Consider the following 22,359-nt stretch of genomic DNA (forward strand, 5'->3'; position numbering starts at 1 on the left):
TCCCGGAATACTGTCCAGACACTAAATGGACATGTGTCTGGACAGTACTACGGTTTCTGGATGCGCGACAAGGTTCGGACCGAATCCGGCGGACGGTGTGTCAGCTGTCGGTGGCGGGCGTGGCCAGCAATCGTCGCGCGCAGATCTCGAGCAGATCGGCGACTTGCGCGTAGGACAGCAGGCCCATCCCGCCCTGGAGAAGTGCCCCGGAGTACAGCAATTCGAGCGCGGCCAGGCTCTCTGGATCCTTGGTGCCCAGAGCGTCTCCGAGCCGGTGGCGGATCTCGCGCCCGATGCGCACGCGGAGGTGCCGCACGTCGGGATCATCGCCGAGCATGGCGCTGCTGACCGCCCCGGCCAGGGCGGGTTCATCGGCCACCAGCATCGAGACCTGGCGAAGAACGGCGACCACGCGCGCGGTCTGGTCGGCCTCGCCGGTCGCCAGCGGTGGCATGGCAACCAATCGCCGCCAGAACACCTCGGAGATCAAATGTTCCTTGGAGGAGAAATACGTGTAGGCGGTGGCGGTGCCGACGCCCGCCGACGCGGCGACGAGCCGGATCGTCGTCCCCGAATAGCCCTCGCGCGACAGCACGTCGACGGCGGCGACGGTCAGACGGTCCACCGTATCGGCCTGCTTTTCGGTCAAGCGTCGTCGAGTTGCTTCGATGCCGGTAGGCGCGATTTCGGACATGTGTCTGGATGGTACTACAGCCTGGTGTACGGACCAATGAACGAGTCATGGCCTTGCGTCTGATCGATAAACCGAACTATATTCCGTACACCTGTCCAGACACGTATCGGAGCCTCGCTATGAACGGCCTCGTCCCCGCCGAAGGCACACCACTGTTGATCGGCGGCAAGTTGATCCCGGGTGGCTCCGGTGTCTTCGCGACCATCAATCCCGCCACCGAGGAGGTGCTCGGCTACGCCGCCGACGCCTCCGGCGCCGACATGGAGGCGGCCATCGCCGCGGCGCGCACCGCCTTCGACGAGACGCAGTGGTCACGCGACCCGAAGTTTCGCGCGCACTGCCTGCGCCAGCTGCGCGACGTACTGGGCGAGCACCTCGAGGAACTGCGGGCGATCACGATCGCCGAGGTCGGCACTCCGGTCATGCTCACGAGCGGGCCGCAACTGGAAGGGCCGATCGCGGACCTGTCCTACGCCGCCGACCTGGCCGAGAACTACACGTGGGAAACCGATCTCGGCACCAGGGACCTGATGGGTATCGCCAGCCGCCGGGTGATCAGGCGCGAGGCCGTCGGTGTCGTCGGCGCCATCACGCCGTGGAACTTCCCGCACCAGATCAACCTGGCCAAGATCGGGCCCGCGCTGGCCGCGGGCAACACCGTGGTGCTCAAGCCCGCTCCGGACACACCCTGGTGCGCGGCGGTGCTGGGCCCGCTCATCGCCGAGCACACCGACATCCCGGCCGGGGTGATCAATATCGTCACCTCCTCCGATCACGGCCTCGGCGCACAGCTGGTCCTCGATCCGCGGGTCGACATGATCACCTTCACCGGCTCGACCCAGACCGGTCGCTCGGTGATGGTGGGCGCGTCGGCGACGCTCAAGCGCACCTTCCTCGAACTGGGCGGCAAATCCGCTGCGATCGTGCTCGACGACGCCGACATCGCTGCCGCCGCGAGCTACACCGCGTTCACCGTCGCCGTCCACGCGGGCCAGGGGTGCGCCCTCACCACGCGGCTGCTGGTGCCGCGCGAGTCCTACGACGCCGCGGTCACCGCCGCGGCCGGCGCGCTCCGCGGCCTGGCTGCCGGTGACCCGACCAACCCAGGAACCGTCTGCGGCCCCGTGATTTCCGAGCGTCAGCGAGCCCGGGTGGAGCGCTATCTCGAGATCGCCCGCACCGAAGGCGGACGGATCGAGGTCGGCGGCGGCAGGCCCGCGGACAAGGAACGCGGGTACTTCATCGAACCGACGTTGATCAGCGGACTCGACAACACCGCGACCGTCGCGCAGGAGGAGATCTTCGGGCCCGTGCTCGTCGTGATTCCACACGACGGCGACGACGACGCGATCCGGCTGGCCAACGAATCGCCCTACGGCCTGTCGGGTTCGGTGTGGGGCACCGACCCCGACCGGCTCGACCGGGTCGTCTCGGGGGTGCGCACCGGGACCCTGAGCGTCAACGGCGGCCTCTGGTACCACGCGGACGCGCCGTTCGGCGGTTACAAGCAGTCCGGCATCGGCCGGGAGATGGGCGTCGCCGGTTTCGAGGAATACCTCGAAACCAAGCTGATCGCCACCCCCGCCTGACCTCACCGACCCATTCACACTCAGGAGCTGAACACCATGGCACGTTTCACCGGTCGCACCGCGATCGTCACCGGCGCCGCGCAGGGCATCGGCGCGGTCTACGCGAGCGCACTGGCCGCCGAAGGCGCCAATGTCGTTGTCGCCGACCTCAATGCCGAGCGCGGCGAGGAGGTGGCCGAGCAGATCGTCGCCGACGGCGGGGTCGCGGCCTTCCGCCGCGTCGATGTCGCCGATCCCGAATCCGCTGTCGCACTGGCGGAGTTCACCGTCGCCGAGTTCGGCGCGATCAACCACCTGGTCAACAACGCGGCCATCTACGGCGAGATGAAGCTCGATCTGCTGCTCACCGTGCCGTGGGACTACTACAAGAAGTTCATGGGCGTGAACTTCGACGGCGCGCTCAATGTGACGCGCGCGGTCTGGCAGCCGATGATCGCGGCAGGCGGCGGCTCGATCGTCAACCAATCATCCACCGCCGCATGGCTGTACTCGGGGTTCTACGGGCTGGCCAAGGTCGGTATCAACGGCCTCACCCAGCAACTCGCCACCGAGCTGGGTGGTTCGCGGATCAGGGTGAACGCCATCGCGCCCGGTCCGATCGATACCGAGGCCACCCAGACCGTGACGCCGGGAAACATGGTCAAGGACATGGTCAAGCGCATCCCGATCAAGCGGATGGGCACCCCGCAGGACCTGGTCGGCGCCTGCCTGTATCTGCTGTCGGACGAGGCGAGCTGGGTGACCGGCCAGATCCTCAACGTCGACGGCGGGCAGATCATCCGATGACGACCGAATCCGTCAGCGCCCCGGTCGGATTCATCGGACTGGGCAATATGGGCGCGCCGATCGCGCGGCGGCTGCTGGACTGGCCGGGCGGGCTCACGGTCTGCGATGTCAGGCCGGAGGTCATCGAGCCGTTCGTCGACGCGGGTGCGCGTGCGGTCGCCGAGCCGGCGCAGGTCGCGACGCACGCGCGGATCATCTGCGTGACGGTCATCGACGATGCGCAGGTGACCGAGGTGCTCACCGGCCCCTCGGGAATTCTGCGTACCGCGGCACCGGGCACGGTGGTCGCCGTGCACTCCACCATCAGTGACCGGACGGCGCAGGAGCTGGCTGCCCGGTGCGCCGAGCACGAGGTCGAATTCGTCGACGCGCCCGTCAGCGGTGGCGCACCCGGCGCGACCCGGGGGAGCCTGGCCGTGATGGTCGGCGGTAGCGCCGCCGCGGTGGACCGGATCCGGCCGCCGTTCGGGTACTTCGCCGACCTCGTCGTGCACGCCGGTCCGGTCGGCGCGGGAACACGAATGAAGCTGGCGCGCAATCTCCTTCACTTCATCTCGTTCACCGCGGCCACCGAGGCGCAGCGCCTGGCCGAGGCCGCCGGGCTCAGTCTCACCGCACTCGGCAAGGTAGTTCGCCACTCCGACGCGGTGACCGGTGGGCCGGGTGCGATCATGCTGCGCGACACCACCGCGCCGATCGACCCCGACGACTTCTGGTTCCCCATCCTGGGCCATGTGCGCGATCTCGGCGAGAAGGACCTCTCGCTCGCGCTCGACCTCGGCGACCGGCTCGCGGTCGACCTGCCACTGGCGCAACTGGCCCTCGCCCGTCTCGCCGAGGGACTCGGCGTCGCCGAACCCGCGCTCGACAAGGAGATCTCATGACCGCCCACGGAGAAACCCCCGCCGACGTCCGCAAGCGCGGCCTGGCCAAGATGGCCGAGGTCTACGGCTGGGAATTCGAGGACGGCCCCGGCGAGCACTTCGCCGTCACCGCCGACCACCTGTTCGCCGACATCTGGTCGCGGCCGGCCCTGACCGTGCGCGAGCGTCGGCTGCTGCTGCTCGGGGCACTCACCGCGCAGGGCAATGTCGATGTCGCCGAGATCCAGATCGGTGCCGCTCTGCGCAACGGGGAGCTGTCCGAGGAACAGTTGCGGGAGATCGCGCTGTTCCTGTGCCACTATGTCGGCTGGCCCGCGGGGACGAAGCTCGACGGCACCGTCGGCAAGGTGATCGCGCAGGAGCGTCGCAAGAAATGATCGACCCCGTTATCGCCGATCCGCGATCGCTGTAGCGTGCGGACGATGGTTATGCCGAAGAATCAGCCGAAAGGGCTGAACTCGCCGATGACGACCCGGATCATCCGATACGGGTCGCGCGCACAGGCGTGGGTCTATCGCCGCACCAACGGCCGCGTCGGCGGTACCTGGCGCATCGGTGCCGGGTTCCGCAGCCCGGTGCCGACGCTGCTGCTCGAACATCGAGGTCGCAAGTCCGGCAAGATCTTCGCCGCGCCGCTGCTCTATCTCGTCGACGGCGATGACCTGGTCATCGTCGGCTCCCAGGGCGGCCTCGCGAATCATCCGCAGTGGTATCGGAACCTGCTCGCGGATCCGAACGCCCATGTCCGGGTCCGCAGCGAGCACTACCCGGTGCTGGCCCGCGTGGCCGACGCCGGCGAGCGTCAGCGCCTGTGGCCGTTGCTGACCGGCCTCTACGCCGATTTCGATGCCTACCAGTCCTGGACCGAACGCGAGATTCCGGTCGTAATCCTGTCGCGCACCTGAGCCCTCAGTCGGCCGCGAGCCGGTCGTCGTAGGCACGACGGGCATCGCGGTCGACATCGATGAAGGTGCGGTGCACGCCCAACCGCCGAGCCATGAACTCACCGAACGGGCGCGGGGTCAGCTTGTTGACGGCGGCGAGAACACCTGCCGTGCGGGTGACCGAGACACGTCGGCGTGGCCGGGCGATCAGGGCGGCGACCGCGGCGGCGACGTCGGCCGGTTCGGCGAGCAACGCACGCGGAGCGCGAGTTCCGGCGATCATCTCGGTGCGGGTGAACGTCGGCAGCACCGCGGAGAACCGCACGCCGGTGCCGCGGTGTTCCAGGCGCATGGTCTCGGTGAAGCTGAGCACCGCCTGCTTGCTCGCGCAGTAGGTGGCCATTCCCGGCGTCGGGTTCTCACCCGCCATCGAGGCCATGTTCACGATGTGGCCGCGGCCGCGGGTGAGCATCGGGGGCAGCGCGAGCTTGGTGCCGAGCAGGACGCCGTAGACATTGATGCCGAGAATCCGGCGGGTGATCTCGTCGGACTCCTCGGTGAACCGGCCGACCGGCATGATGCCCGCGTTGTTGATCAGCACATCGACAGGGTCGCAAGTCTTTTCGACCTCGGCGAGGAAGCTCGCGAACGACGCGGGTTCGGTGACGTCGAGGTGCCGCGCCATGGTCGCGCCTATCTCGGCCCCGGTACTCGCGACCGTGCTCGCATCGATATCGCCGAGGGCGAGAACCGCCCCGGCCCCGGCCAGTTCGCTCGCTACCGCACGTCCGATGCCGCGCGCACCGCCGGTGACAACGACTACTTTGCCTGCGATGGACGGCGTGTTCGATGCATCAGACATGTGTCCAGATTGTATTCTGGACATGGTTACGAATCAACCCCGGCCCCCGCGCCGCCATGGTCTGGTTCACCGACGCTGCGGGACTGGCGAGTAACATCCGGACGCATGTCTGAAAGCGATTCCATCAGCCTCGAAGCGACCCGGCGTCGATTGACCGGGAAGCAGGCCGACACCGTCGAACGGCTGACCAGGGCCGCGCTGGTGGTGCTGACACGCGATGGCTTCTCCGGCATGACGATCCGGCTGGTCGCAGCGGAGGCGGGCGTCGCCACCGCGACCGCGTACACCTACTTCTCCTCCAAGGAGCACCTGGTCGCCGAGATCTTCTGGCGTCGCCTGCTGGCCTCGCACTCGCCCGCAATCGAGGACCCCGACCCGACGGTGCGGGTGCTGGCCGAGCTGCGCAACATCGCACTGCTGGTGGCCGAGGAACAAGAGTTGTCCGGTGCGGTCACCGGCGCGCTGCTGGGCTCGGACCCGGATGTCGAACACCTGCGCACCCGCATCGGCATCGAGATCCGCGGCAGACTCGCGCGCGCACTCGGCCCCGACGCCGACAACGAGGTCATCGAATGGCTCGAGATCATCTACGCGGGCGCGCTGGTGCGGGCGGGCATGGGCTACGAGTCGTACACCGAAATCGCCGACCGCATCGAACGAGCCGCACTGAGGATCCTGCGCACCGCCTGACAATCAGGGTTCGAAGCTCACCAGCATCTGTTCCAGCGCGGCCTGATCGGGACCGACGAACGGCGCGGCCTGCGGCGCCTCGGCAAGCATGTCCCAGTACTGCGACGTGCGTCCCCCCGCGGGCGGAAGATGTGTACTGAGGATCCGGCGCGGGTCGAAGGCGCGCATCGCCGACACGGTGGCGAGGTATTTGCCCTCGTCCACGACGTGCACCCACGGGCTGTCCACCGCCGCCCAGAGATGCTGGGCCGCGCGAATCGCGGCCGGCGGCGTGTAACCCACATCGTCGGCGGTCGCGAGTTCGGCGCTGGGCAGCGGAGCGCCGAAACAGTCAGAGGTGAAGCATGATTCGCTGCGTTCATCGTAGAACCCGACAGTGCTCGGATTGTCGAACAACGGTGGGCGAAACGCGGTGAGGCGTCGGTCGCCGACATCGAGGGACTGCCCCGGGTTCAGCAGGTACACACGATCCATCGGGACCGGTCGAGCACACGACATGATGCCCAGGCCGGCGAATGTCGTGATCAGCCGGGCGTTCGGGGCGGCATCGAGCAGGTCGAACAGCGATCCGGTGTGGTCGCGATCGGGATGGGTGAGCCATATCCATTCCACGTCGGCCGGATCCACGATCGAACTCAGGGCCGCCATGAACCCGCGGTCGGGAAGGCTGAGACCGGTGTCGACGACGACAGGCTCCGCCGCGTGCAGAACGTACGCGTTGACCGGGATATGGCCGATGCCGGGAACCTCCAGTTCATCGGCGAAAACAGTGATGTCGTGCTGGATTCGATTGATACGCATGATGCTTCCTCACTCCTCGACATCGACCCGAATGATCGAGCGCGCGATGACGGCGAGGTCGTCGGCGGTCGGGTCGTAGCCGCGCGTGACCTTCAGCCCGAGTTCGAAGGGGCTGGCGCCGTCGTCCATCGCCGCTCGCATCGCGGCGCCGACTCGGGCAGGCGCGGCATCGAGGAGCACGGCGTGACCGTGGCGGATCTGCCCGCGATGGGTGATGGTGACGGGCGCGCCGCCGACCAGATTGTGGCGCCATGGTCGCTCGGTGAAGATCAGCGTCTCGTCGTCGACATGGTGCAGGCAGACCGGGATCCGCAGCGTGCGGCCGGTACGGCGGCCGGTGAATTCGACCATTCCCTGCCGGCGAATGCGACTGCCGAGCAATCGCGTCGCCAAGATACGCCGCACGACAGGATTGATCAGGCGCATCAATTGCGGTGGTGGCGGACTGAGGCGCACAGGTGTGGTTCCGGTATTCGTCATACACCGAGGCTAGGAATATCCCGGTCGCCGCGACATTCCACAAATCTGGTATTTCCCCTGGTCCGGCCGCGGCCTACCGTTGATCTGTGAGCACGGATGCGAGGCAACGCGCCGCCGACAAGATCGGGCGGTTGTGCCGAGAGCCGCACGATCTGGTGTCGCTGTGGCAGGAGACGACGGAGGTGCTGGCCACCGCCGTCCCGCACTACTGGACGCCGTGCTGGTACACCCTCGATCCCGCGTCGCTGCTGATGACCAGTCATTTCCATCTCGGCCTCGCCGAGTTTCCGCCGCAGTGGCTGGCCGCGGAATACGGCGAGGAACGCCACGGCATCGTCGATGTGGTCAGGTCGGCGACCGGACTGTCGACCTTGCACGAAACCGTCGGCGGCGACCCGTCGAAAAGTGAACGGTGGCAACGCAATATGACGATGGGTGGGGATCAGGAATTGATCGCGCGACTGCGCACCCGATCCGGCGAGGTGTGGGGAGCGCTCGCGCTCTATCGCGAGCCCGGCGCCCCGATGTTCGACGCCACCGAGAAGGACTTCGTTGCCACCGTGGCGCCGGCCCTGGCCGACGGCGTGCGCCGGGCGCTACTGATCGGGCAGGCAGGCGAACCCGAATACGCGGACTCGCCAGGTCTGCTGGTGCTCAACTCGGCGTGGGAGGTCGAATCGGCCAGTGCCGGGGTGCGGCGCTGGCTGTCGGACCTCCCCGACGGCGACTGGGACCGGGAGAAACTGCCGAGTGCGGTGATCACACTCGCCGCCCGCGCGTTCCGCAACGCGGCGGACGACCGACCCGACGAGGTACTCGTGTCGCGAGCGCTGACCAGGTCGGGAACCTGGGTGGTGTTACACGGTGCCCGCCTGACCTCGTCAGCACAGACCAGGGTCGCGGTGATCATCGAACCGGCCCACCCCAGCCGCATCTACCCGCTGCTGATGTCGGCCTATGGGCTCACCGAGCGTGAACGCGACGTCACCCGGCTGGTGCTCCAGGGTGCCTCGACCTCGCAGATCGCCCACGACATGACCGTCTCTGCCCACACCGTGCAGCAGCATCTGAAGAGCATTTTCGACAAGACCGGCGTCCACAGCCGGCGAGACCTGGTCGCCAAGGTGTTCTTCACCCACTACGAACCCCGCTTCCGGGACAACGAGCAGCGCGTCACCGCCACCAAACCGATCCGGGGTGGGCCCTGGCCGACGTACTGACCTAGGTGCCGACGGCGGTGGCGAGCAGGACGCGCAATTCTTCGACGACCTCGTCGAGCGCGGTAGTCGAGCGGTGGACACGGCACAGGATCACCGCGCCTTCGACGCTCGCGATCGCCATCGTGGCCAAGCGTTCGGCGCGTGCCGGTGCGACGCCTTCCGCGGCGATCGCGACGGCCAGGGTGTCGTGCCAACGCTGCAGGATGGCGGCGACCTCGGGTTGCAGGTGGCGGTCCTCGGGCGCCCCGCCTACCGCCACCGACACCACCGGACAGCCCGCCTCGAAATCGGACGTCAGCAGGATCGCCGTCCAGAACTCGGCGATCCCGGCCAGCACCCCCGCGGCGCCCCGCTCGGCGGCCTCCTCGATGAGGGCGCTGATCGTATCGCCTGCGAGAGTGAGCGATTCGGTCATGATCTGGGCGCGCCCGCCGGGGAAGTGGTGATACACCGAGCCCCGGGGAGCGCTACTGCGAGCGAGTACCGCGTCGACGGTCACGCCCGCCGCGCCGCGTTCGCGCAGCAGTTCGATCGCACTGCCCAGCATCTTCTGCCGAGTGTTGGTACGAGCTCCCACCGTCAGGCCTCCTTCACCGGCGCCGTGAGCACCTCGATACGGGCGGGAACGTTCTTGTGCCAGGGGCTGCCGAAGAACTTGTCGCGTCGCGACGTCGAGGTCAGCGTATTGAGCGCGACACCGACGACTGCGTCCGCGCCCGGATAGGCGACACCCATGCCGTTGGGGAGTGAAATGTGTCCTGCCTGCATCATCTCGCTGATCTCGATCGACGTGGTCGCCGAACCGGATTCGGTGACCACACGCACCCTATCTCCGGTGCTCAGCGCGAGCCGCTCGGCATCGGCCACCGCGATCCGCAGAGCGCCCTCACGGTCGCGGCGGCGCCAATCCGGGTTGCGGATGATCACGTTCGCCGTGAACGCGCGCCGCTCACCGGCGGACAGGGTGAACGGGTACTCCTCGCTGGTGTAGTCGGGGTCGACCGCGCAGACCGCGCGCAGTTCGTCGAGCAGTTCCGGGATGACGGCGTGGATCTTGCCGTCGGCGTGCTGGATGTAGCGCCACGCGTCCTCGTAGCGGTCATCGGAGAACAGCACCCCTTCCGGGTGCGCGCGCACAGCCTCGAACAACTCCTCGGCCTGCCCGAACCCGGATCCGGTGAAGCCCGCCCTGGCCACGGCGTCGGGCTGGGAGATCACGCACAGCAGCGCGAATCCCCATGCCAGCGCCAGCGCGGCTTCCCCCTCCGGAAGGCTCGCGCCCAAGGTCCGGTACAGCAGATACGGTGTCAGCCCGGCCAGTTCGGGGCGCGCCTTCAGCGTGGAGAAGAGTGCGAGCGCGAACGCCTCCCGGCTCACCCGTGCCGCCGCGGCCAGCTCCGCCAGCAGCCGGGGCTCGACCACGCCGAGACGGTCGATCACCGCACCGTAGATCTCGGGTTCGGGACGGGTGCCCGGCAACGGCGCCATCAACGGCGCGCGCACCTGAAAGCTGTTGTGCGGGAAGTGCAGCGTGAACAGCGACGCCTCGTACTTCTCGAACTGGCTCGCCGCGGGCAGCACATAGTCGGCCTGGCGAGCGGTCTCGGTCATCGCCACATCGACGACCACCGACAGCTCCAGCGACCGCATCGCCGCCACGAATCGCGCCGAATCCGCCAGCGAGTGCGCGGGATTCGACGAATCGATCCACATAGCCCGCAACCGGTCGGGGTGGTCGGTGAGGATCTCGTCGGCGATGGAGTTGCACGGGATCAGGCCGTTGAGAATCCGGGCCCCGGAAACCGGTGTGCGCGTGGGGCTGTCGACCATGCTCAGCTTGTCCGCGATCGTGCGGGCGATCGGCACCGCCACAGCGTCGAAGAACACGTCGAGCGTGGTACTCGCCGTCAGCCCGGCCACATTCCGCGAGATCGCGCCACGCCCAGCGGTCGCGGCGATCAACCGGCGCGCGGGCGTGGCACCGTAGCGCATCGCCACGGTCGCGACGCCGCGCCGCACGCGCTGTGCCCTACCCGCCCCGGCCGCCCTCGGGATGGCGTGCCAGCGGCCGGCGAGCGGGAACATCCATGAATGAATATGCACCCCGCCGGGTTTGGCGAAGTTGCCGGTCAGGATCCACAGCATCTTGTTCAGGTAGGCGACCAGGGTGCTGTTGGGGGACTGCTGCACGCCGAGGTCCTCATAGGTGGCGACGCTCTTCGCGGCGGCGATCCGGCGCGCGACGGTGCGGATCAGCGTCTCGTCGAGACCGCAGCGGTGCGCGTTCGCGCTGATGTCGACCGCCCGCAACGCTCGCAACACCGGTTCGGCACCGGTCGTGTGTTCGGCCAGCCACCCCTCGTTGTGCAGGTTCTCCTGCACCAGCGTCGCCGCGATCGCCGACACGCACCAGGCGTCGGTGCCCGGCTTGACCTGCAGGTGATAGTCGGCCAGCGCCGCGGTCTCGCTGACGCGCGGGTCGATGACGATCATCGTCCGGTTCGGATCCCGCGCGATCTCGCGCAGTACCGGCCGCGCCTGCGCGATGCCGTGGGACTGCCAGGGGTTCTTGCCGACGAAGATCGCGACCTCGGTGTGCTCGAAATCGCCGGTGGTGTGATTGCCGTAGAGCTGGGAATCGACCCAGGATTCGCCGGTCTTCTCCTGCGCCAACGCATTCGACATATACCGGCCACCGACTGCGTGATACAGCGCCCGGCCGTAGGCGCCACCGAGGTGATTGCCCTGCCCGCCCCCGCCGTAGAAGAAGATCGACTCGCCACCGTGCGCGTCACGAACCCCGGTGAGCTTGGCGGCGATCTCGTCGAGCGCGGTATCCCAGTCGATCGGCTCGTACGTGCCGTCGGCGGTGCGCCGCAGCGGAGTGTCGATGCGGTGTGCGCCCGCCTGGTACTTGTCGAGGCGCAGCGGCTTCTCACACGTGTAGCCCGCCGACCCCGGATGTTGTTTGTCGCCACGAATCTTCACCAGGTTGCGGCCATCTGTCTGGATCTCTAGACCGCAGTTGCATTCACAGAGAATGCAGGCCGTCTTGCGCCACTCGGCGGTGTTGTCATCGGATTCCGGGCTGGTCAGACGCATGCTATGCAGTATTGCATAGAACAGGTCATCGGCGCGGGCTGCTGGCGATCAATACGGTCGATGACCTGGTCTTCCGCGTCGGCCGACACGAATCGGCGGTCGTTACGCCGAACAGCCCGGTGGTGGAGATTTTGTGACGAGCGCCGCAAGTTTGCTAGGACTATTGCCGGGAACACAGTCCGCGTCTCATGATGGTCTTCTGACCAACTTGATGCCGAGGAACCGCTGTGACGCATTTCGCCGCCCGCCTCAACGAACTCTTCGACAACCCCTCGGGTCCGGACGTGCGTCAGTGCACAAACCGTCAAGTGGCGCGCATGCTCCAGGCGGCCGGCCACAGCATTTCCGCACCGTATCTGTCCCAGCTACGGTCCGGGAATCGCGAGAATCCCTCGGCGAAAACTGTTTCGGCGCTGGCCGAGTACTTCCAGGTCACGCCCGATTACTTCTTCCTCACCCCGCATCACGGCGTCGACGATCACACACTCATCCGAGCCCTCGAACTCGAGGAACCGCGCGCCCTGCTGCTGCGTGCTGTCGGCTTGTCGAGTGAGGCCATGGACATCCTCGTCGCGATGGCCGAGCGTCTCCGCGTCAGTGACCGATTGCTCGCCATTTGCCTCGACGATTGACCTAGCGGTCCGCGCACTGGATCACCGCAACCGCTCGTCCGAAGATCTTCCTTCCGTCCTGTGTGGCGGTGACCGCGATCGTCGCGGTCTTGCGGTCTGCGTCGACCGCCTTCACTCTGCCGGTGTATTCGACGATCGCTCCGCTGTCGCAGACATAGACCGGGCTGGTCAATCGCACCGCGTATTCGGTCACCACACCGGGACCGCCCGCCCATGAGGTCACGTACCCTGCGCCGATCCCGATCATCAGCATGCCCTGTGCGACAGGCGATTCCAGGTTCACCGACGCCGCCGCCTCCTTGCTCCAGTGGATGGGGTTCGGGTCGCCGGCCACGCCCGCGTAGTTGACCAGGTCGCCCAGCGTCACAGCCACGATCCTGGGCGGGAGCTCGTCGCCGACAGCGACGGTGCTGAACGGCACCATATTCCGGCCCGGGTCCGCGGTCGGTGCCGGGCGCGGTGGCTCGGCACGCTCGGCTGTGTGGTGTTGTCGCGGAATCGACGAGCCATGACGGAAGTTCTGCATCAGCAGTCGGTCGCAGATTCGCGCGGCGGCGAAATTCACCTCCCGCCGGCCGACGAAGGACGTGCGGGTGGTGACGACTTCCTTGCCGTACTGGTCGGTGACCGCACACTTGAAGCCGAAGATGTCGCCCCCGAACGCCTTACGGCGCGATTCGAGTCCGACCTCGAAGCGCAACGAATCGCCCGCGAGGATCGGCCTGTTGACGATGAGGCCGTGGTCGGTCTGCATGATCTGGCTCAGGTCATAACCTTCGGCCACACGATCGAACATCTCGATCTGGGCCAGAAACGCGGGGATCGAGACGAAGGTCAACGGCGCGACCAGGCCACCGTAACCGTGGTCTTCAGCCGCTTGCTCGCAGCGGTGAGCGGGATGATCATCCTGAACCGCACGGGCGAACTCCCGGATCTTCTCGCGCCCGACGACATAGCAGTCGCCGGTTCGATAGGACTGCCCGACCGTCGTCGCGGAGGCGACCGAATCGGCGGGTGAATCGAGCAACCTGGAGTCGTCTGGAGTTGTCCGCACACTCAGCAAAGTAACCAATAGTTAGCCTGGCGAGCGATATTTGCTGTTCTCAGAGTGTCGCGGTCTGATCGATCTGCTCGCGCAAGATGTCGCCGTGACCTGCGTGGCGGGCGACTTCCTCGATCATGGCGAGCAGAGTCCACCGCATGCTGACAGTCCCCTCACGGGGATTGTGCTTGGTGTCGTCCAGGTCGAACCGGGCGGCGATCGCCCGTGATCGGCTGCTCGCACGCTCGAACTCCGCGATGACATCGGCCAGCGACTCGTCGTCGGCCACGGCGAACGTGCCCTCGTCGCGTTGCGAGTACCCGTCGCATTCGGCTTCGTCGAGCCCCGCCCAGAACCGCTGGAACCAGATCCGCTCCGCGGCGGCGGCATGTTTGATCAAGGAAATCGGTGTCGTCAGCGACGCGACAAGCCGTCGCCGAGCGTCGGCGTCGGACAACCCGCGTGCGGTCGCGATGAGCGCTTCACGGTTGCGATCGAGTGTGTTCTCGATGATCGTTCGCTCGGCGCCGGTGGTAATTATGTTGGTAACCATGGACTTTCACTCCATTCTCTTGCTGATCGAAGGCTCGGGGGTGTCTGGCAGTCGGCAGGGCACGGCTCGGCTGGCTCAACACGGCCAGTGACGGAGGCGAACCAGGGGAGGGGAAATCTGATGTGTTTCGTCGCGGAACGCGCGCTGACCAAGGCGATGCGGGTCGATCTTCACCGCAGCCGATACCGGTCGAGCGCCGAAGAGCTCGACGCCGCCTGCCGTCAGTCTGTCATGTCACTGGGGTTTCTGTGGGATTCGGCCAAACCACGTCAAATCTCGGGACACAAGAAAACCCCCTCCGACCCAGGTCAGAGGGGGTTTTCACTGTCGGGCTGACAGGATTTGAACCTGCGACCACCTGACCCCCAGTCAGGTGCGCTACCAAGCTGCGCCACAGCCCGTTCTTGCCCCCGTCTCCGGGTGCTCGAAAAGATTACCTCTGTGAACGCCGAAACGTTGTGACGCAAACCCAGGTTCCACGCTGATCACTATTCGTAAGCGTTCGACGGAGCGGGCCGAGTGGGCACCAACGTAATACGCGCATCGGTAGCAATACCGACCTGCCCGAGCGTCAAAGGGTTCATGCAGTTCCGCTGCGGGTAGTTGAAGATCGGGTCCAAAGTCGGATCTGTATGACCGACGACTGACTTGTAGTACGGCCCGAACGGCTGCCCACCGGACACGCTCACGCCGAAACAGTCGACCTCCAGAATATAGGTCCCATCGCCGCCACAATGGGCACTCGCTCCGCCCCACGATCGGTCCAGCGTGCAGCCCTGCGGCTCCGCCATCGCAGGCCCTGATGAGATCATGGCCGTGGCACTCGCTATCAGCACCGACGTACCGAACACGCGCCACTTCATGTTTGACATTCAGGTCTCTCCAACGATGGACGGGGCAAGTGAGTGAGTCGGGTCATCATACGATCGCGGCAACGGCCCCACGGCGAACCGACACGGCACCCGCCACGACCGAGCTGACGAAAGCATCGACCGCTGAACCCACAAACCACCAACACGGCCAGCCGTCTCCACTCCTGGGCCGGCAAGCGTCAGATAGTTGGCTGATCAGGCACGAAATCGACGGCGCCCATTCCGAATCGACGCGCGTGCCGTTCGCGGTAACTCGACCACGCGATCTCGCCCAACAGCTGATGCTCATGCTGGCCGCTTGCCGGCCCACCACCTCCAAGGTCCGCGTGCGCTGACGACACACCGCACCTGTTTGTCACCATCGACAGATGAACGCCCATGGCCTGCGGGCAGTTTGCGGCAACAGCCACGCCCAGGAACCACGGTGCACGGGCGGAGGCGTGACCGCCGCGAGAATGTGCCGAACGGGCACACGTCACGTCCGAGGGCCACACGAACCGACCGCGCGCACAGGCCATGAACGCGCTGGCAAGGTCGGGCTCCTGACACGCGCAGACTTCTATGGGATCCCTACGAACTCGGCGCGGTTGTGGGCTCCGGCGCAAGACGCCGACACTCCTCCGGATCGACAAAAAGGTGCCCCTACCAGCCGATTAGTACCTTCACCAAGAGGTGAGGTAATCTTTTCGAGCACCCGGAGACGGGGGCAAGAACGGGCTGTGGCGCAGCTTGGTAGCGCACCTGACTGGGGGTCAGGTGGTCGCAGGTTCAAATCCTGTCAGCCCGACAGTGAAAACCCCCTCTGACCTGGGTCGGAGGGGGTTTTCTTGTGTCCCGACACTTGATGTGGTTCGGCCAAATCCACAGAAACTCCACGTTTTGAATCTGAACGACTGTCCAGTGTCTCGTGGTGCCGCTCAATCGGGGGTCGCCGGAGAGGCGGTCGACGCACCCGTCTGGCATCTGCGCCGTACCGTCGACGGTGGCCTGTTCGACACCTACACCGACAGTTTCAACGCGGTCTGGCGAACCGGCCGACCGGTGAAAGGCTGAGCCGATGGCGCGTACCGAATACTATGACGACCCAGCCGCACCGGAGCCGAACAGCCTTGTGGTCGCGGCGTGCGCAGTGGTATGCGACGACGTCGGCCGCGTCCTGCTGCAACGCCGCACCGACAGCGGTCTGTGGGCGTTGCCCGGTGGCGGCATGGAGATGACCGACAGTCTGCCCGGCTGCGCGGTCCGAGAGGTCAAGGAAGAAACCGGACTCGACATCGAAATCACCGGTCTCGTCGGTACTTACACCGATCCGCGCCACGTGATCGTCTACAGCGACGGTGAGGTCCGGCGCCAGTTCAACGTGTGCTTCCTGGCTCGTATCATCGGCGGTGACCTTGCGATCTCCGATGAGTCCACAGAGCTGCGGTTCGTCGCCCCCTCCGAACTGGACAGCCTCGACATGCACCACACGCAGCGGCTCAGGCTGACCCATTACCTCGCGGGGCGAAGCGCGCCATATCTCGGCTGACGATTCGGCGACAACCGCGCGTGAGTGCGCCAGATGGCCGAGCGCATTGCTCGCGACGGTAGAAGCTGCGCGTGTCAGCTGCCCGACCTCGCCACCCGAAAAAGGTGGCCGGTGCGCGCGGGTCAGTTCCTGCGGCACTCGGACGTGATACGCGCCCGTTCGGCACATTTTTCGAGGTGGTCGATCGCTGTGTCCAGTAGCCGATTTCCAACCACTGATAAGTGGGTCTAATCGGCGGCCGGCACGAGTGGTGGGACACCACCGCAACCTGGAAACAATAGGCACTGAGGTCGCCACTCCCTGAGCGACGTCCGCTATGCACGGGTGGCGGTGCGACGGGTCGTGCGCTTGTGGCGAGACGACCGGCTGACGTCCTGGCGCGGCCGATACAGCGGGCGTAGGGAACTTGCCGTTCGTTGTGGGCTCAGCGTTGGTGGGCGCGGAGTGCGGGGGCGACCCAGGTCGTGAGGTAGGCGCGCAGTTGCGAACCTTGCCGCGGCGGCCGACCAGGGTCGATGACAAAGGACTGCACGATCCGCAGCATGTGCTCCACGAGTTCATCGAGACGAGCGTCATCGATCCCCGCGCGGCCCCAATCGACAGCGAAGCGTTCGAGAATGGAGCGGCCGAAGGTTAACGCGGTATCGGAGGTGACACCGGGGGAGAATGCGCCCGCGCGGCCAGGGGTCAACAACAGGCCGAGATACCGGTCGGTGGAGAGGCGTTCGAGGGTGTATGCGATCCCTTCGACCACGGCCTCGGCGGGATCGGTGAGATGGTCCAGATGCTCGGCGAGAACATCGAGAAATCGACCCGTTTCCGTCAGGGCCGTGGCGGTCAGCAAAGCGTCGGCATTGGCGAAATACCGGTACACGGTTTGACGGGTGACGCCGAGGTCGCGGGCGATCTCGGCCATGGTGAAATCCCCGCCGCTGCGTTCGATGGCCACACGGGCGGCGCCGATGATGCGCGCGATGGCTTCGGTGTCATCGGCCGGAGTGGTCCCCGACCAGCCGTGCGTGCGCATCGATTCCTTCCGGGCCGGTGATCGTGTTCTGCCGACCCTATCGTCTGCGCCGAGGTCGACGAGCGTCCCGTTCCGTCGAAATAGACCATACAGTTGGCTAGATATGTATGGTCAACTCATGACCACTCAGATCGAACCCGGCGCCGCCGGGCTGACCGAGGACCTGACCCGCCGCGCCTTGGGGTTGGTGCTCGACCACACCACCGATATGGCGCCCGCTCCGCTGCGAGTGCCGCTGCACTACTACAGCGACCCGAAGATCGCCGAGGTCGAGCAGACCCAGATCTTGCGCCGCACACCGCTGATGATCGTGCCCTCGGCGCGCATCCCCGCGCCGAACGACTACGTGGTGCGCACCGTGCTCGAAGATTCACTGTTGGTCACCCGCGACCGTGATGGCACCGCGCATGTGTTCCTGAACTACTGCCGCCACCGCGGCGCGCAACCGGCGTGCGGCTCGGGCAACGCCACCCGCTTCACCTGCCCCTATCACGCCTGGACCTACCGGAACACCGGCGAACTGGCCGGGGTGCCCGGCAAAGAGGGCTTCACCGGCATGGACCGCGCCGGCTACGGATTGGTCGAGCTACCCAGCCAAGAACGCCACGGGTTCATCTGGGCAGTGCTCTCTGCCGAGGGCTCGATCGACATCGACGCCCACCTCGGCGCGATGGGACCTGAACTGGCGCAGCTGAACTACGCTTCCTACGGCTACCACGACGAGCGGGAATTCACTTCCGAAGTCAGCTGGAAGGGCGCACTCGAGGCTTTCGCCGAGAGCTACCACTTTCCCTTCGTGCACGGACAGAGCGTGATCGGCCAGAACACTGTGGCCAACACCTCCACCCACGACGCCTTCGGCCGCCATCACCGTATGGGATTCCCGTTCAACTGGATCACCGCGCTCGAGGCCGATCCGAGCGGATCCTGGGACCCGCTGATGAATATGGGCGTCATCTATTGGATCTACCCGAACCTTGTGCTTGCCAACAGCCCTGTCGGTGTCGAGATCCTCGACATGCTGCCTGCCGGCGCCCCGACCCGCTGTACCGTCCGCCACAGCTGGATGGCCAAGATCCCCGCCACCACCGACGAGCAACGCGCCGTCTACGACGACATCTACGCCCAAGTCCATGCCGCGGTCCGCGACGAGGACTTCGCCATGCTGCCCCAATGCGGCGAAGGAGTTCGCCGAGGCCAGCACGATCACATGATCATCGGCCGCAACGAAATCGGCGTCCAGCACATGATCAGAACCCTCGCCGCCGAACTCGGCATCGCACTGGACTAACGGCGAGACAGGAACGCCGATGACCACCCAAACCCACCCCGGCCTGTCAGAGGCTCATCCGGGCTCCGCGGCGGTGACCCCGCGCCGGGCGAGGCGCTGGCCGAGGCTGTGCGCGCTGCGGCCTGGCGTGACGGTCGTCGGTGTCGAGCGTGACATGGTGCGCCGGGCGGCACTGGCGAGCTCGGGCCGGTCGCGATAGGCCGAAGGTAGGCGGCGATGCCGGGCTCCGCCCTGTCGAGGCCCGGGCATGCATGTCGTGGTCGGCTAGCCGAGGCGGAATCCGGCTCGTTTCGAGTTGCCCGGACGGCTGAGGTCTTTCGGGAGTTTGCCGAAGAACTCGGAGTCGACTCGTGGCCGATGTGTCTTGACGGTCAGGACGACTGCACGATGAGCGCCTGCGCTGAGTCGAGAGTCCAACGCGTGCATGCGTATCAGCGACCGGAGCGGCGGTATTGTCGCCGGCATGTGGGGGTGCGTGATCTGCGACAAACACAACGGGACCGGACCACTGGTGAGCCCGGTGATCCACATCGACGACTTCGTGGTGGTGACCCACCGGCCTGCCCATGGCGAGTGGGTCCGGCCGGGCTATCTGTTCGTCGAGCCTCGTCGTCACGTTGCGAGCCTCGATCTGCTGGATGACGCTGAGACGGTCGCGTTCGCTCGCGCTGTCCGCTCGTCGATCGGCGCCCTGCGCCAGGTTCTCGAACCCACCCATGTCTTCACGTTCGTCGCGGGACTGAGCGCGGCCGGTGTTCACCTTCACCAGCACATTTTCACCCGACCTGTCGGTACTGGACGAGATGTACCTTGGCACAACGTCGATTCCCCGGACGCGCCTCAAATTCCTGCCTCCGGACTGGATGCGCTCTGTGTGGAGCTGTCTGCGGCGGTGCGGGGCTAGGGGCGTACCCAAGGACGACGCAGCGCCCGCCGGCCCTGTGTATTGCCTTGCGAGCGGCGCGATTCGAAGTGGAGACGCTTACTTCTTAGGCTACGGGCCCCGAGGCTCAGCATGTATCGACCCATCGGGCGTTGGCCCGAGGCGTTCTCCTCCGGCGACGGGTCGATCACCCAGTTGCCGTCGGGCCCGGCTGTGGCGGAGCCGACGGGTTTGTCGTGAGCAATGAGTTCAGTGCGGAGCGGGAAGGCGGTGGTGTTCGACCCGCTTGCACCGCTCGAGGTACTGGATGGCCGACTCGTGCAATGTAGGCATGTGCACGAGGCCATGGGTCGTGAGCGAACTCGGCCCGGGTGCGATGCCAGTGCCTTGCGCATAGTTCGTCGAAGCTCATAGGTATCGGATTCGGCTGGTACCCGGTGTCGGGTTCGGCGGCGCGAGAGGCGCGAAGCAGTTCCTGCTCTGGTGTCCATCCGCAATGATCGAAAGCCCATGTGCCGTCCGATGCATACACGTGGCTCGGGTTGTCAGCGCCGCTCGGCCACAGTCCGACCGGCCGGAACGTGCTGGTATGGATCTCCAGAAATGCGTAGGTGAGGATGTGGCACGCGCCGGCAGCGAAGAATGCCTGATCGTCTCGGTTCCACGACAGGTGTTGATCGGCTCGCTCCAGTGGGCTCCGCCGGAACACCGAGCACGGGACATACACGCCGCCAGTCTATTCCGCCGCTGCCAGCCGCTTCTCCGGTTCTCGATTCGAAACGGGTGATGACAACGAGCGTCGTATGTGACAGACGAGAGCTGTCGTCACCGTTCTCCCCTTCGGCAATTACATTGCCGGACAGCGTGCTCGACCTGGAGAAGGACGCCCGGCCGCTGTTCGAGATCGCCAATGGCTGTCACAATCCGTCGCGCCGGTGAACAGGTCGTCGGCTAGGGCGAGCAGTAGCTCGGCTCGTTGTCGGTGGCAGTCAGCGAGGGTTCGCGACAGTGGGCAGGAGCGCGCCGTCGAGGGCGAGATCCAGCAGACGGTCGGCCTGTCGCCGCGACGTATGCTCGCGAGACCAAGCGAGGGCGTTGATCAGCGCGAACACATCATCCCCGGTCACGTCGGCGCGCAGGGCTCCCGCCAGGCGGGCATTCGCGACCAGACGATCGCCGATCTCGGTCATCCGCAGGCATGCCGCGTGCAACGCCGATGCCGCGTCATCGGCTCCCGCACTGAGAATCTGGGCCAGTCCCTGGTAGGTCGAGGCGTGGTCCAGGACTGCCCGGATCCACGTGACGAGCGCTTCCGCGCTGTTGCCGGCTTGCGTCAGCGCCTCGCCGTGGTCGAACAGGGCGGTGTTGCGCTGGTCCAGCAGTGCGCCGATCAGTGCCCCGCGGTGGGGGAAGTGCGCGTAGAGCGTGCCGATCGATACTCCGGCCCGACGAGCGATTTTGTCCAACGGGGCTTCGGCGCCGAACTCGGCGAAGACTGTGTCGGCCTCGGCGAGCAGCCGATCGTAATTGCGACGCGCGTCGGCCCGGGGTCGGCGACCAGCGGTCGGCGGGGTCTTCGCCACGGCCTTGCTCCTAACTCGAGGTACCCTCGACTTATAGATCGAGGCACCCTCATTTTAACGGGAGACAGTGATGATCCTTGTAACCGGCGCGACGGGCTCCATCGGACGACACCTGGTCCGCCTGCTCCGACAGCGGCAGGCACCGTTCAAGGCGCTGGTCCGAAACCCCGCCCGTGGCCGAGAACTCGGTGGCGAGTACGTGGTCGCCGATTTCGACCGACCGGACTCGCTGCAGGCCGCGATGTCGGGCATTGATCGACTGTTTCTGCTCTCCGCGGGCGCCGAGCCGACATCGGGGCGTCAGCCGATGGTCGCACAACAGGTCGCCGCGATCGATGCCGCCGCACGTGCGGGGGTCCGCACGGTGGTCAAGGTTTCGGTCCAGGGTGCGAGCCGATCCGGGAAACTCGCCAGCGGTGCGCACTGGTCGATCGAGCAGCACCTCGAAGCTTCCGGGCTCGACTGGTCGATACTTCAACCGAGTGGATTCATGCAGAATTTCCGCACCGGTGCAGGCACTTTCACTGCCGAGGGTGACATCATCGGCGCGTACGGAGATGGGCGGGTGCCCTACATCGATTGCCGCGATATCGCCGCGTGCGCGGCGGCCCTGCTGACCGAATATCGCGATTCGGCACAACGTTTCGTACTGACCGGACCCGAAGCGCTCAGCCATACCGACATCGCCGCCAGGCTATCCGCTGCCTACGGTCGGACTATTTCCTACGTCGATCTGCCACCAGCGCAATTGGCCGCACGACTCACTGCCCAGGGTCTTCCCGCGCAATTCGCCGAAGACGTCGCCGAACTCCAGGCCGGAATCGCCGAGGGCACCGCGGCGCACATCACGTCCGCGGTCTCCGACCTCACCGGTCGCGGCCCCAGAACATTCGGCCAGTTTCTCGCCGACCATCAGCCGGCAACCGCCGAGCCTCACTAGCGTTGCGTCGGCGAAG

At 66.2% G+C, this 22,359-nt stretch carries 25 protein-coding genes and 2 tRNA genes; 15 read left to right on the top strand and 12 right to left on the bottom strand.

Annotated features, from left to right (window positions below; translation table 11 throughout):
* Positions 1-100: 100 nt before the first annotated feature.
* Positions 101-694, bottom strand: a complete 594-nt coding sequence (locus ACFQ9R_RS21490; protein ID WP_378992731.1) for a TetR/AcrR family transcriptional regulator — start codon at positions 692-694, stop codon at positions 101-103.
* Positions 695-813: 119 nt separating this feature from the next.
* On the opposite strand from ACFQ9R_RS21490, the gene ACFQ9R_RS21495 reads away from it, so the two are divergent.
* The 5 genes from ACFQ9R_RS21495 to ACFQ9R_RS21515 are packed head-to-tail and all read left to right on the top strand — an operon-like array spanning position 814 to position 4,858.
* Positions 814-2,283 (top strand): aldehyde dehydrogenase, encoded by a 1,470-nt coding sequence (locus tag ACFQ9R_RS21495; protein ID WP_378992733.1) that lies wholly within the window; start codon positions 814-816, stop codon positions 2,281-2,283.
* Between the two features lie 36 nt (positions 2,284-2,319).
* The gene (locus ACFQ9R_RS21500; protein WP_378992734.1) at positions 2,320-3,069 is read left to right on the top strand and encodes an SDR family oxidoreductase; all 750 of its coding nucleotides are present in this window, start codon (positions 2,320-2,322) and stop codon (positions 3,067-3,069) included.
* Positions 3,066-3,953: an NAD(P)-dependent oxidoreductase gene (locus ACFQ9R_RS21505; protein WP_378992736.1), complete on the top strand. Its 888-nt coding sequence runs from the start codon at positions 3,066-3,068 to the stop codon at positions 3,951-3,953. The genes ACFQ9R_RS21500 and ACFQ9R_RS21505 overlap by 4 nt, the downstream gene beginning before the upstream one ends.
* Complete coding sequence (locus ACFQ9R_RS21510; RefSeq protein ID WP_378992738.1) at positions 3,950-4,330, top strand: carboxymuconolactone decarboxylase family protein; 381 nt, start codon at positions 3,950-3,952, stop codon at positions 4,328-4,330. The genes ACFQ9R_RS21505 and ACFQ9R_RS21510 overlap by 4 nt, the downstream gene beginning before the upstream one ends.
* Before the next feature lie 51 nt (positions 4,331-4,381).
* Positions 4,382-4,858: a nitroreductase family deazaflavin-dependent oxidoreductase gene (locus tag ACFQ9R_RS21515; protein WP_378993004.1), complete on the top strand. Its 477-nt coding sequence runs from the start codon at positions 4,382-4,384 to the stop codon at positions 4,856-4,858.
* Between the two features lie 4 nt (positions 4,859-4,862).
* Here the strand turns inward: ACFQ9R_RS21515 and ACFQ9R_RS21520 are convergent, their stop codons facing one another.
* On the bottom strand, positions 4,863-5,699 hold the full coding sequence (locus ACFQ9R_RS21520) for an SDR family oxidoreductase (RefSeq protein WP_378992740.1): 837 nt from the start codon (positions 5,697-5,699) through the stop codon (positions 4,863-4,865).
* Between the two features lie 105 nt (positions 5,700-5,804).
* Here ACFQ9R_RS21520 and ACFQ9R_RS21525 point away from each other — a divergent pair, with 105 nt between their 5' ends.
* The gene (locus ACFQ9R_RS21525; RefSeq protein WP_378992742.1) at positions 5,805-6,389 is read left to right on the top strand and encodes a TetR/AcrR family transcriptional regulator; all 585 of its coding nucleotides are present in this window, start codon (positions 5,805-5,807) and stop codon (positions 6,387-6,389) included.
* A 3-nt stretch (positions 6,390-6,392) separates the two neighbouring features.
* On the opposite strand, the gene ACFQ9R_RS21530 is transcribed toward ACFQ9R_RS21525, so the two are convergent.
* Positions 6,393-7,190, bottom strand: coding sequence for an MBL fold metallo-hydrolase (locus tag ACFQ9R_RS21530; protein WP_378992743.1), 798 nt, complete (start codon positions 7,188-7,190; stop codon positions 6,393-6,395).
* 9 nt (positions 7,191-7,199) lie between these two features.
* The gene (locus ACFQ9R_RS21535; RefSeq protein ID WP_378992745.1) at positions 7,200-7,670 is read right to left on the bottom strand and encodes a grhN; all 471 of its coding nucleotides are present in this window, start codon (positions 7,668-7,670) and stop codon (positions 7,200-7,202) included.
* Positions 7,671-7,756: 86 nt separating this feature from the next.
* Between ACFQ9R_RS21535 and ACFQ9R_RS21540 the strand changes: the two genes are divergently transcribed.
* Positions 7,757-8,890 carry a LuxR C-terminal-related transcriptional regulator gene (locus ACFQ9R_RS21540; RefSeq protein WP_378992747.1) on the top strand — a complete coding sequence of 378 codons (1,134 nt, stop codon included), beginning with the start codon at positions 7,757-7,759 and terminating at the stop codon, positions 8,888-8,890.
* A 1-nt stretch (position 8,891) separates the two neighbouring features.
* Here ACFQ9R_RS21540 and ACFQ9R_RS21545 read toward each other — a convergent pair whose 3' ends face one another.
* Positions 8,892-9,467 (bottom strand): TetR/AcrR family transcriptional regulator, encoded by a 576-nt coding sequence (locus ACFQ9R_RS21545; RefSeq protein ID WP_378992749.1) that lies wholly within the window; start codon positions 9,465-9,467, stop codon positions 8,892-8,894.
* A 2-nt stretch (positions 9,468-9,469) separates the two neighbouring features.
* Positions 9,470-11,992 (bottom strand): molybdopterin-dependent oxidoreductase, encoded by a 2,523-nt coding sequence (locus ACFQ9R_RS21550; RefSeq protein WP_378992751.1) that lies wholly within the window; start codon positions 11,990-11,992, stop codon positions 9,470-9,472.
* Positions 11,993-12,219: 227 nt separating this feature from the next.
* Here ACFQ9R_RS21550 and ACFQ9R_RS21555 point away from each other — a divergent pair, with 227 nt between their 5' ends.
* Complete coding sequence (locus tag ACFQ9R_RS21555; protein ID WP_378992752.1) at positions 12,220-12,624, top strand: helix-turn-helix domain-containing protein; 405 nt, start codon at positions 12,220-12,222, stop codon at positions 12,622-12,624.
* Position 12,625: 1 nt separating this feature from the next.
* On the opposite strand, the gene ACFQ9R_RS21560 is transcribed toward ACFQ9R_RS21555, so the two are convergent.
* From ACFQ9R_RS21560 to ACFQ9R_RS21575, 4 genes are all read right to left on the bottom strand, one after another.
* Entirely contained in the window at positions 12,626-13,678 is a 1,053-nt protein-coding gene (locus ACFQ9R_RS21560; protein WP_378992754.1) for a fused (3R)-hydroxyacyl-ACP dehydratase subunits HadA/HadB, read from the bottom strand.
* A 49-nt stretch (positions 13,679-13,727) separates the two neighbouring features.
* A complete protein-coding gene (locus ACFQ9R_RS21565; protein WP_378992755.1) occupies positions 13,728-14,219 on the bottom strand; it encodes a DinB family protein in 492 nt (163 codons plus the stop codon).
* Positions 14,220-14,546: 327 nt separating this feature from the next.
* Positions 14,547-14,620, bottom strand: a tRNA-Pro gene (locus ACFQ9R_RS21570).
* Positions 14,621-14,707: 87 nt separating this feature from the next.
* Entirely contained in the window at positions 14,708-15,082 is a 375-nt protein-coding gene (locus tag ACFQ9R_RS21575; protein WP_378992757.1) for a hypothetical protein, read from the bottom strand.
* 722 nt (positions 15,083-15,804) lie between these two features.
* Here ACFQ9R_RS21575 and ACFQ9R_RS21580 point away from each other — a divergent pair.
* The 3 genes from ACFQ9R_RS21580 (at position 15,805) to ACFQ9R_RS21590 (ending at position 16,619) form a co-directional block, all read left to right on the top strand.
* Positions 15,805-15,878, top strand: a tRNA-Pro gene (locus ACFQ9R_RS21580).
* 113 nt (positions 15,879-15,991) lie between these two features.
* Positions 15,992-16,144, top strand: coding sequence for a hypothetical protein (locus ACFQ9R_RS21585; RefSeq protein ID WP_378992758.1), 153 nt, complete (start codon positions 15,992-15,994; stop codon positions 16,142-16,144).
* Between the two features lie 4 nt (positions 16,145-16,148).
* Entirely contained in the window at positions 16,149-16,619 is a 471-nt protein-coding gene (locus ACFQ9R_RS21590; protein ID WP_378992759.1) for an NUDIX domain-containing protein, read from the top strand.
* 424 nt (positions 16,620-17,043) lie between these two features.
* Here ACFQ9R_RS21590 and ACFQ9R_RS21595 read toward each other — a convergent pair whose 3' ends face one another.
* A complete protein-coding gene (locus ACFQ9R_RS21595; RefSeq protein ID WP_378992760.1) occupies positions 17,044-17,646 on the bottom strand; it encodes a TetR/AcrR family transcriptional regulator in 603 nt (200 codons plus the stop codon).
* A gap of 118 nt (positions 17,647-17,764) precedes the next feature.
* Between ACFQ9R_RS21595 and ACFQ9R_RS21600 the strand changes: the two genes are divergently transcribed.
* From ACFQ9R_RS21600 to ACFQ9R_RS21610, 3 genes are all read left to right on the top strand, one after another.
* Positions 17,765-18,937: an SRPBCC family protein gene (locus tag ACFQ9R_RS21600; protein ID WP_378992761.1), complete on the top strand. Its 1,173-nt coding sequence runs from the start codon at positions 17,765-17,767 to the stop codon at positions 18,935-18,937.
* 19 nt (positions 18,938-18,956) lie between these two features.
* Positions 18,957-19,136, top strand: a complete 180-nt coding sequence (locus tag ACFQ9R_RS21605; protein ID WP_378992763.1) for a hypothetical protein — start codon at positions 18,957-18,959, stop codon at positions 19,134-19,136.
* A 225-nt stretch (positions 19,137-19,361) separates the two neighbouring features.
* The gene (locus tag ACFQ9R_RS21610) at positions 19,362-19,841 is read left to right on the top strand and encodes an HIT family protein (RefSeq protein WP_378992765.1); all 480 of its coding nucleotides are present in this window, start codon (positions 19,362-19,364) and stop codon (positions 19,839-19,841) included.
* Positions 19,842-20,809: 968 nt separating this feature from the next.
* On the opposite strand, the gene ACFQ9R_RS21615 is transcribed toward ACFQ9R_RS21610, so the two are convergent.
* On the bottom strand, positions 20,810-21,403 hold the full coding sequence (locus tag ACFQ9R_RS21615) for a TetR/AcrR family transcriptional regulator (protein WP_378992767.1): 594 nt from the start codon (positions 21,401-21,403) through the stop codon (positions 20,810-20,812).
* A 70-nt stretch (positions 21,404-21,473) separates the two neighbouring features.
* Here ACFQ9R_RS21615 and ACFQ9R_RS21620 point away from each other — a divergent pair, with 70 nt between their 5' ends.
* Positions 21,474-22,343: an SDR family oxidoreductase gene (locus ACFQ9R_RS21620; protein ID WP_378992768.1), complete on the top strand. Its 870-nt coding sequence runs from the start codon at positions 21,474-21,476 to the stop codon at positions 22,341-22,343.
* The last annotated feature ends 16 nt before the right edge of the window (positions 22,344-22,359 follow it).

Source organism: Nocardia sp. NPDC056541, from assembly GCF_042794235.1.
Taxonomy (GTDB): Bacteria; Actinomycetota; Actinomycetes; order Mycobacteriales; family Mycobacteriaceae; genus Nocardia.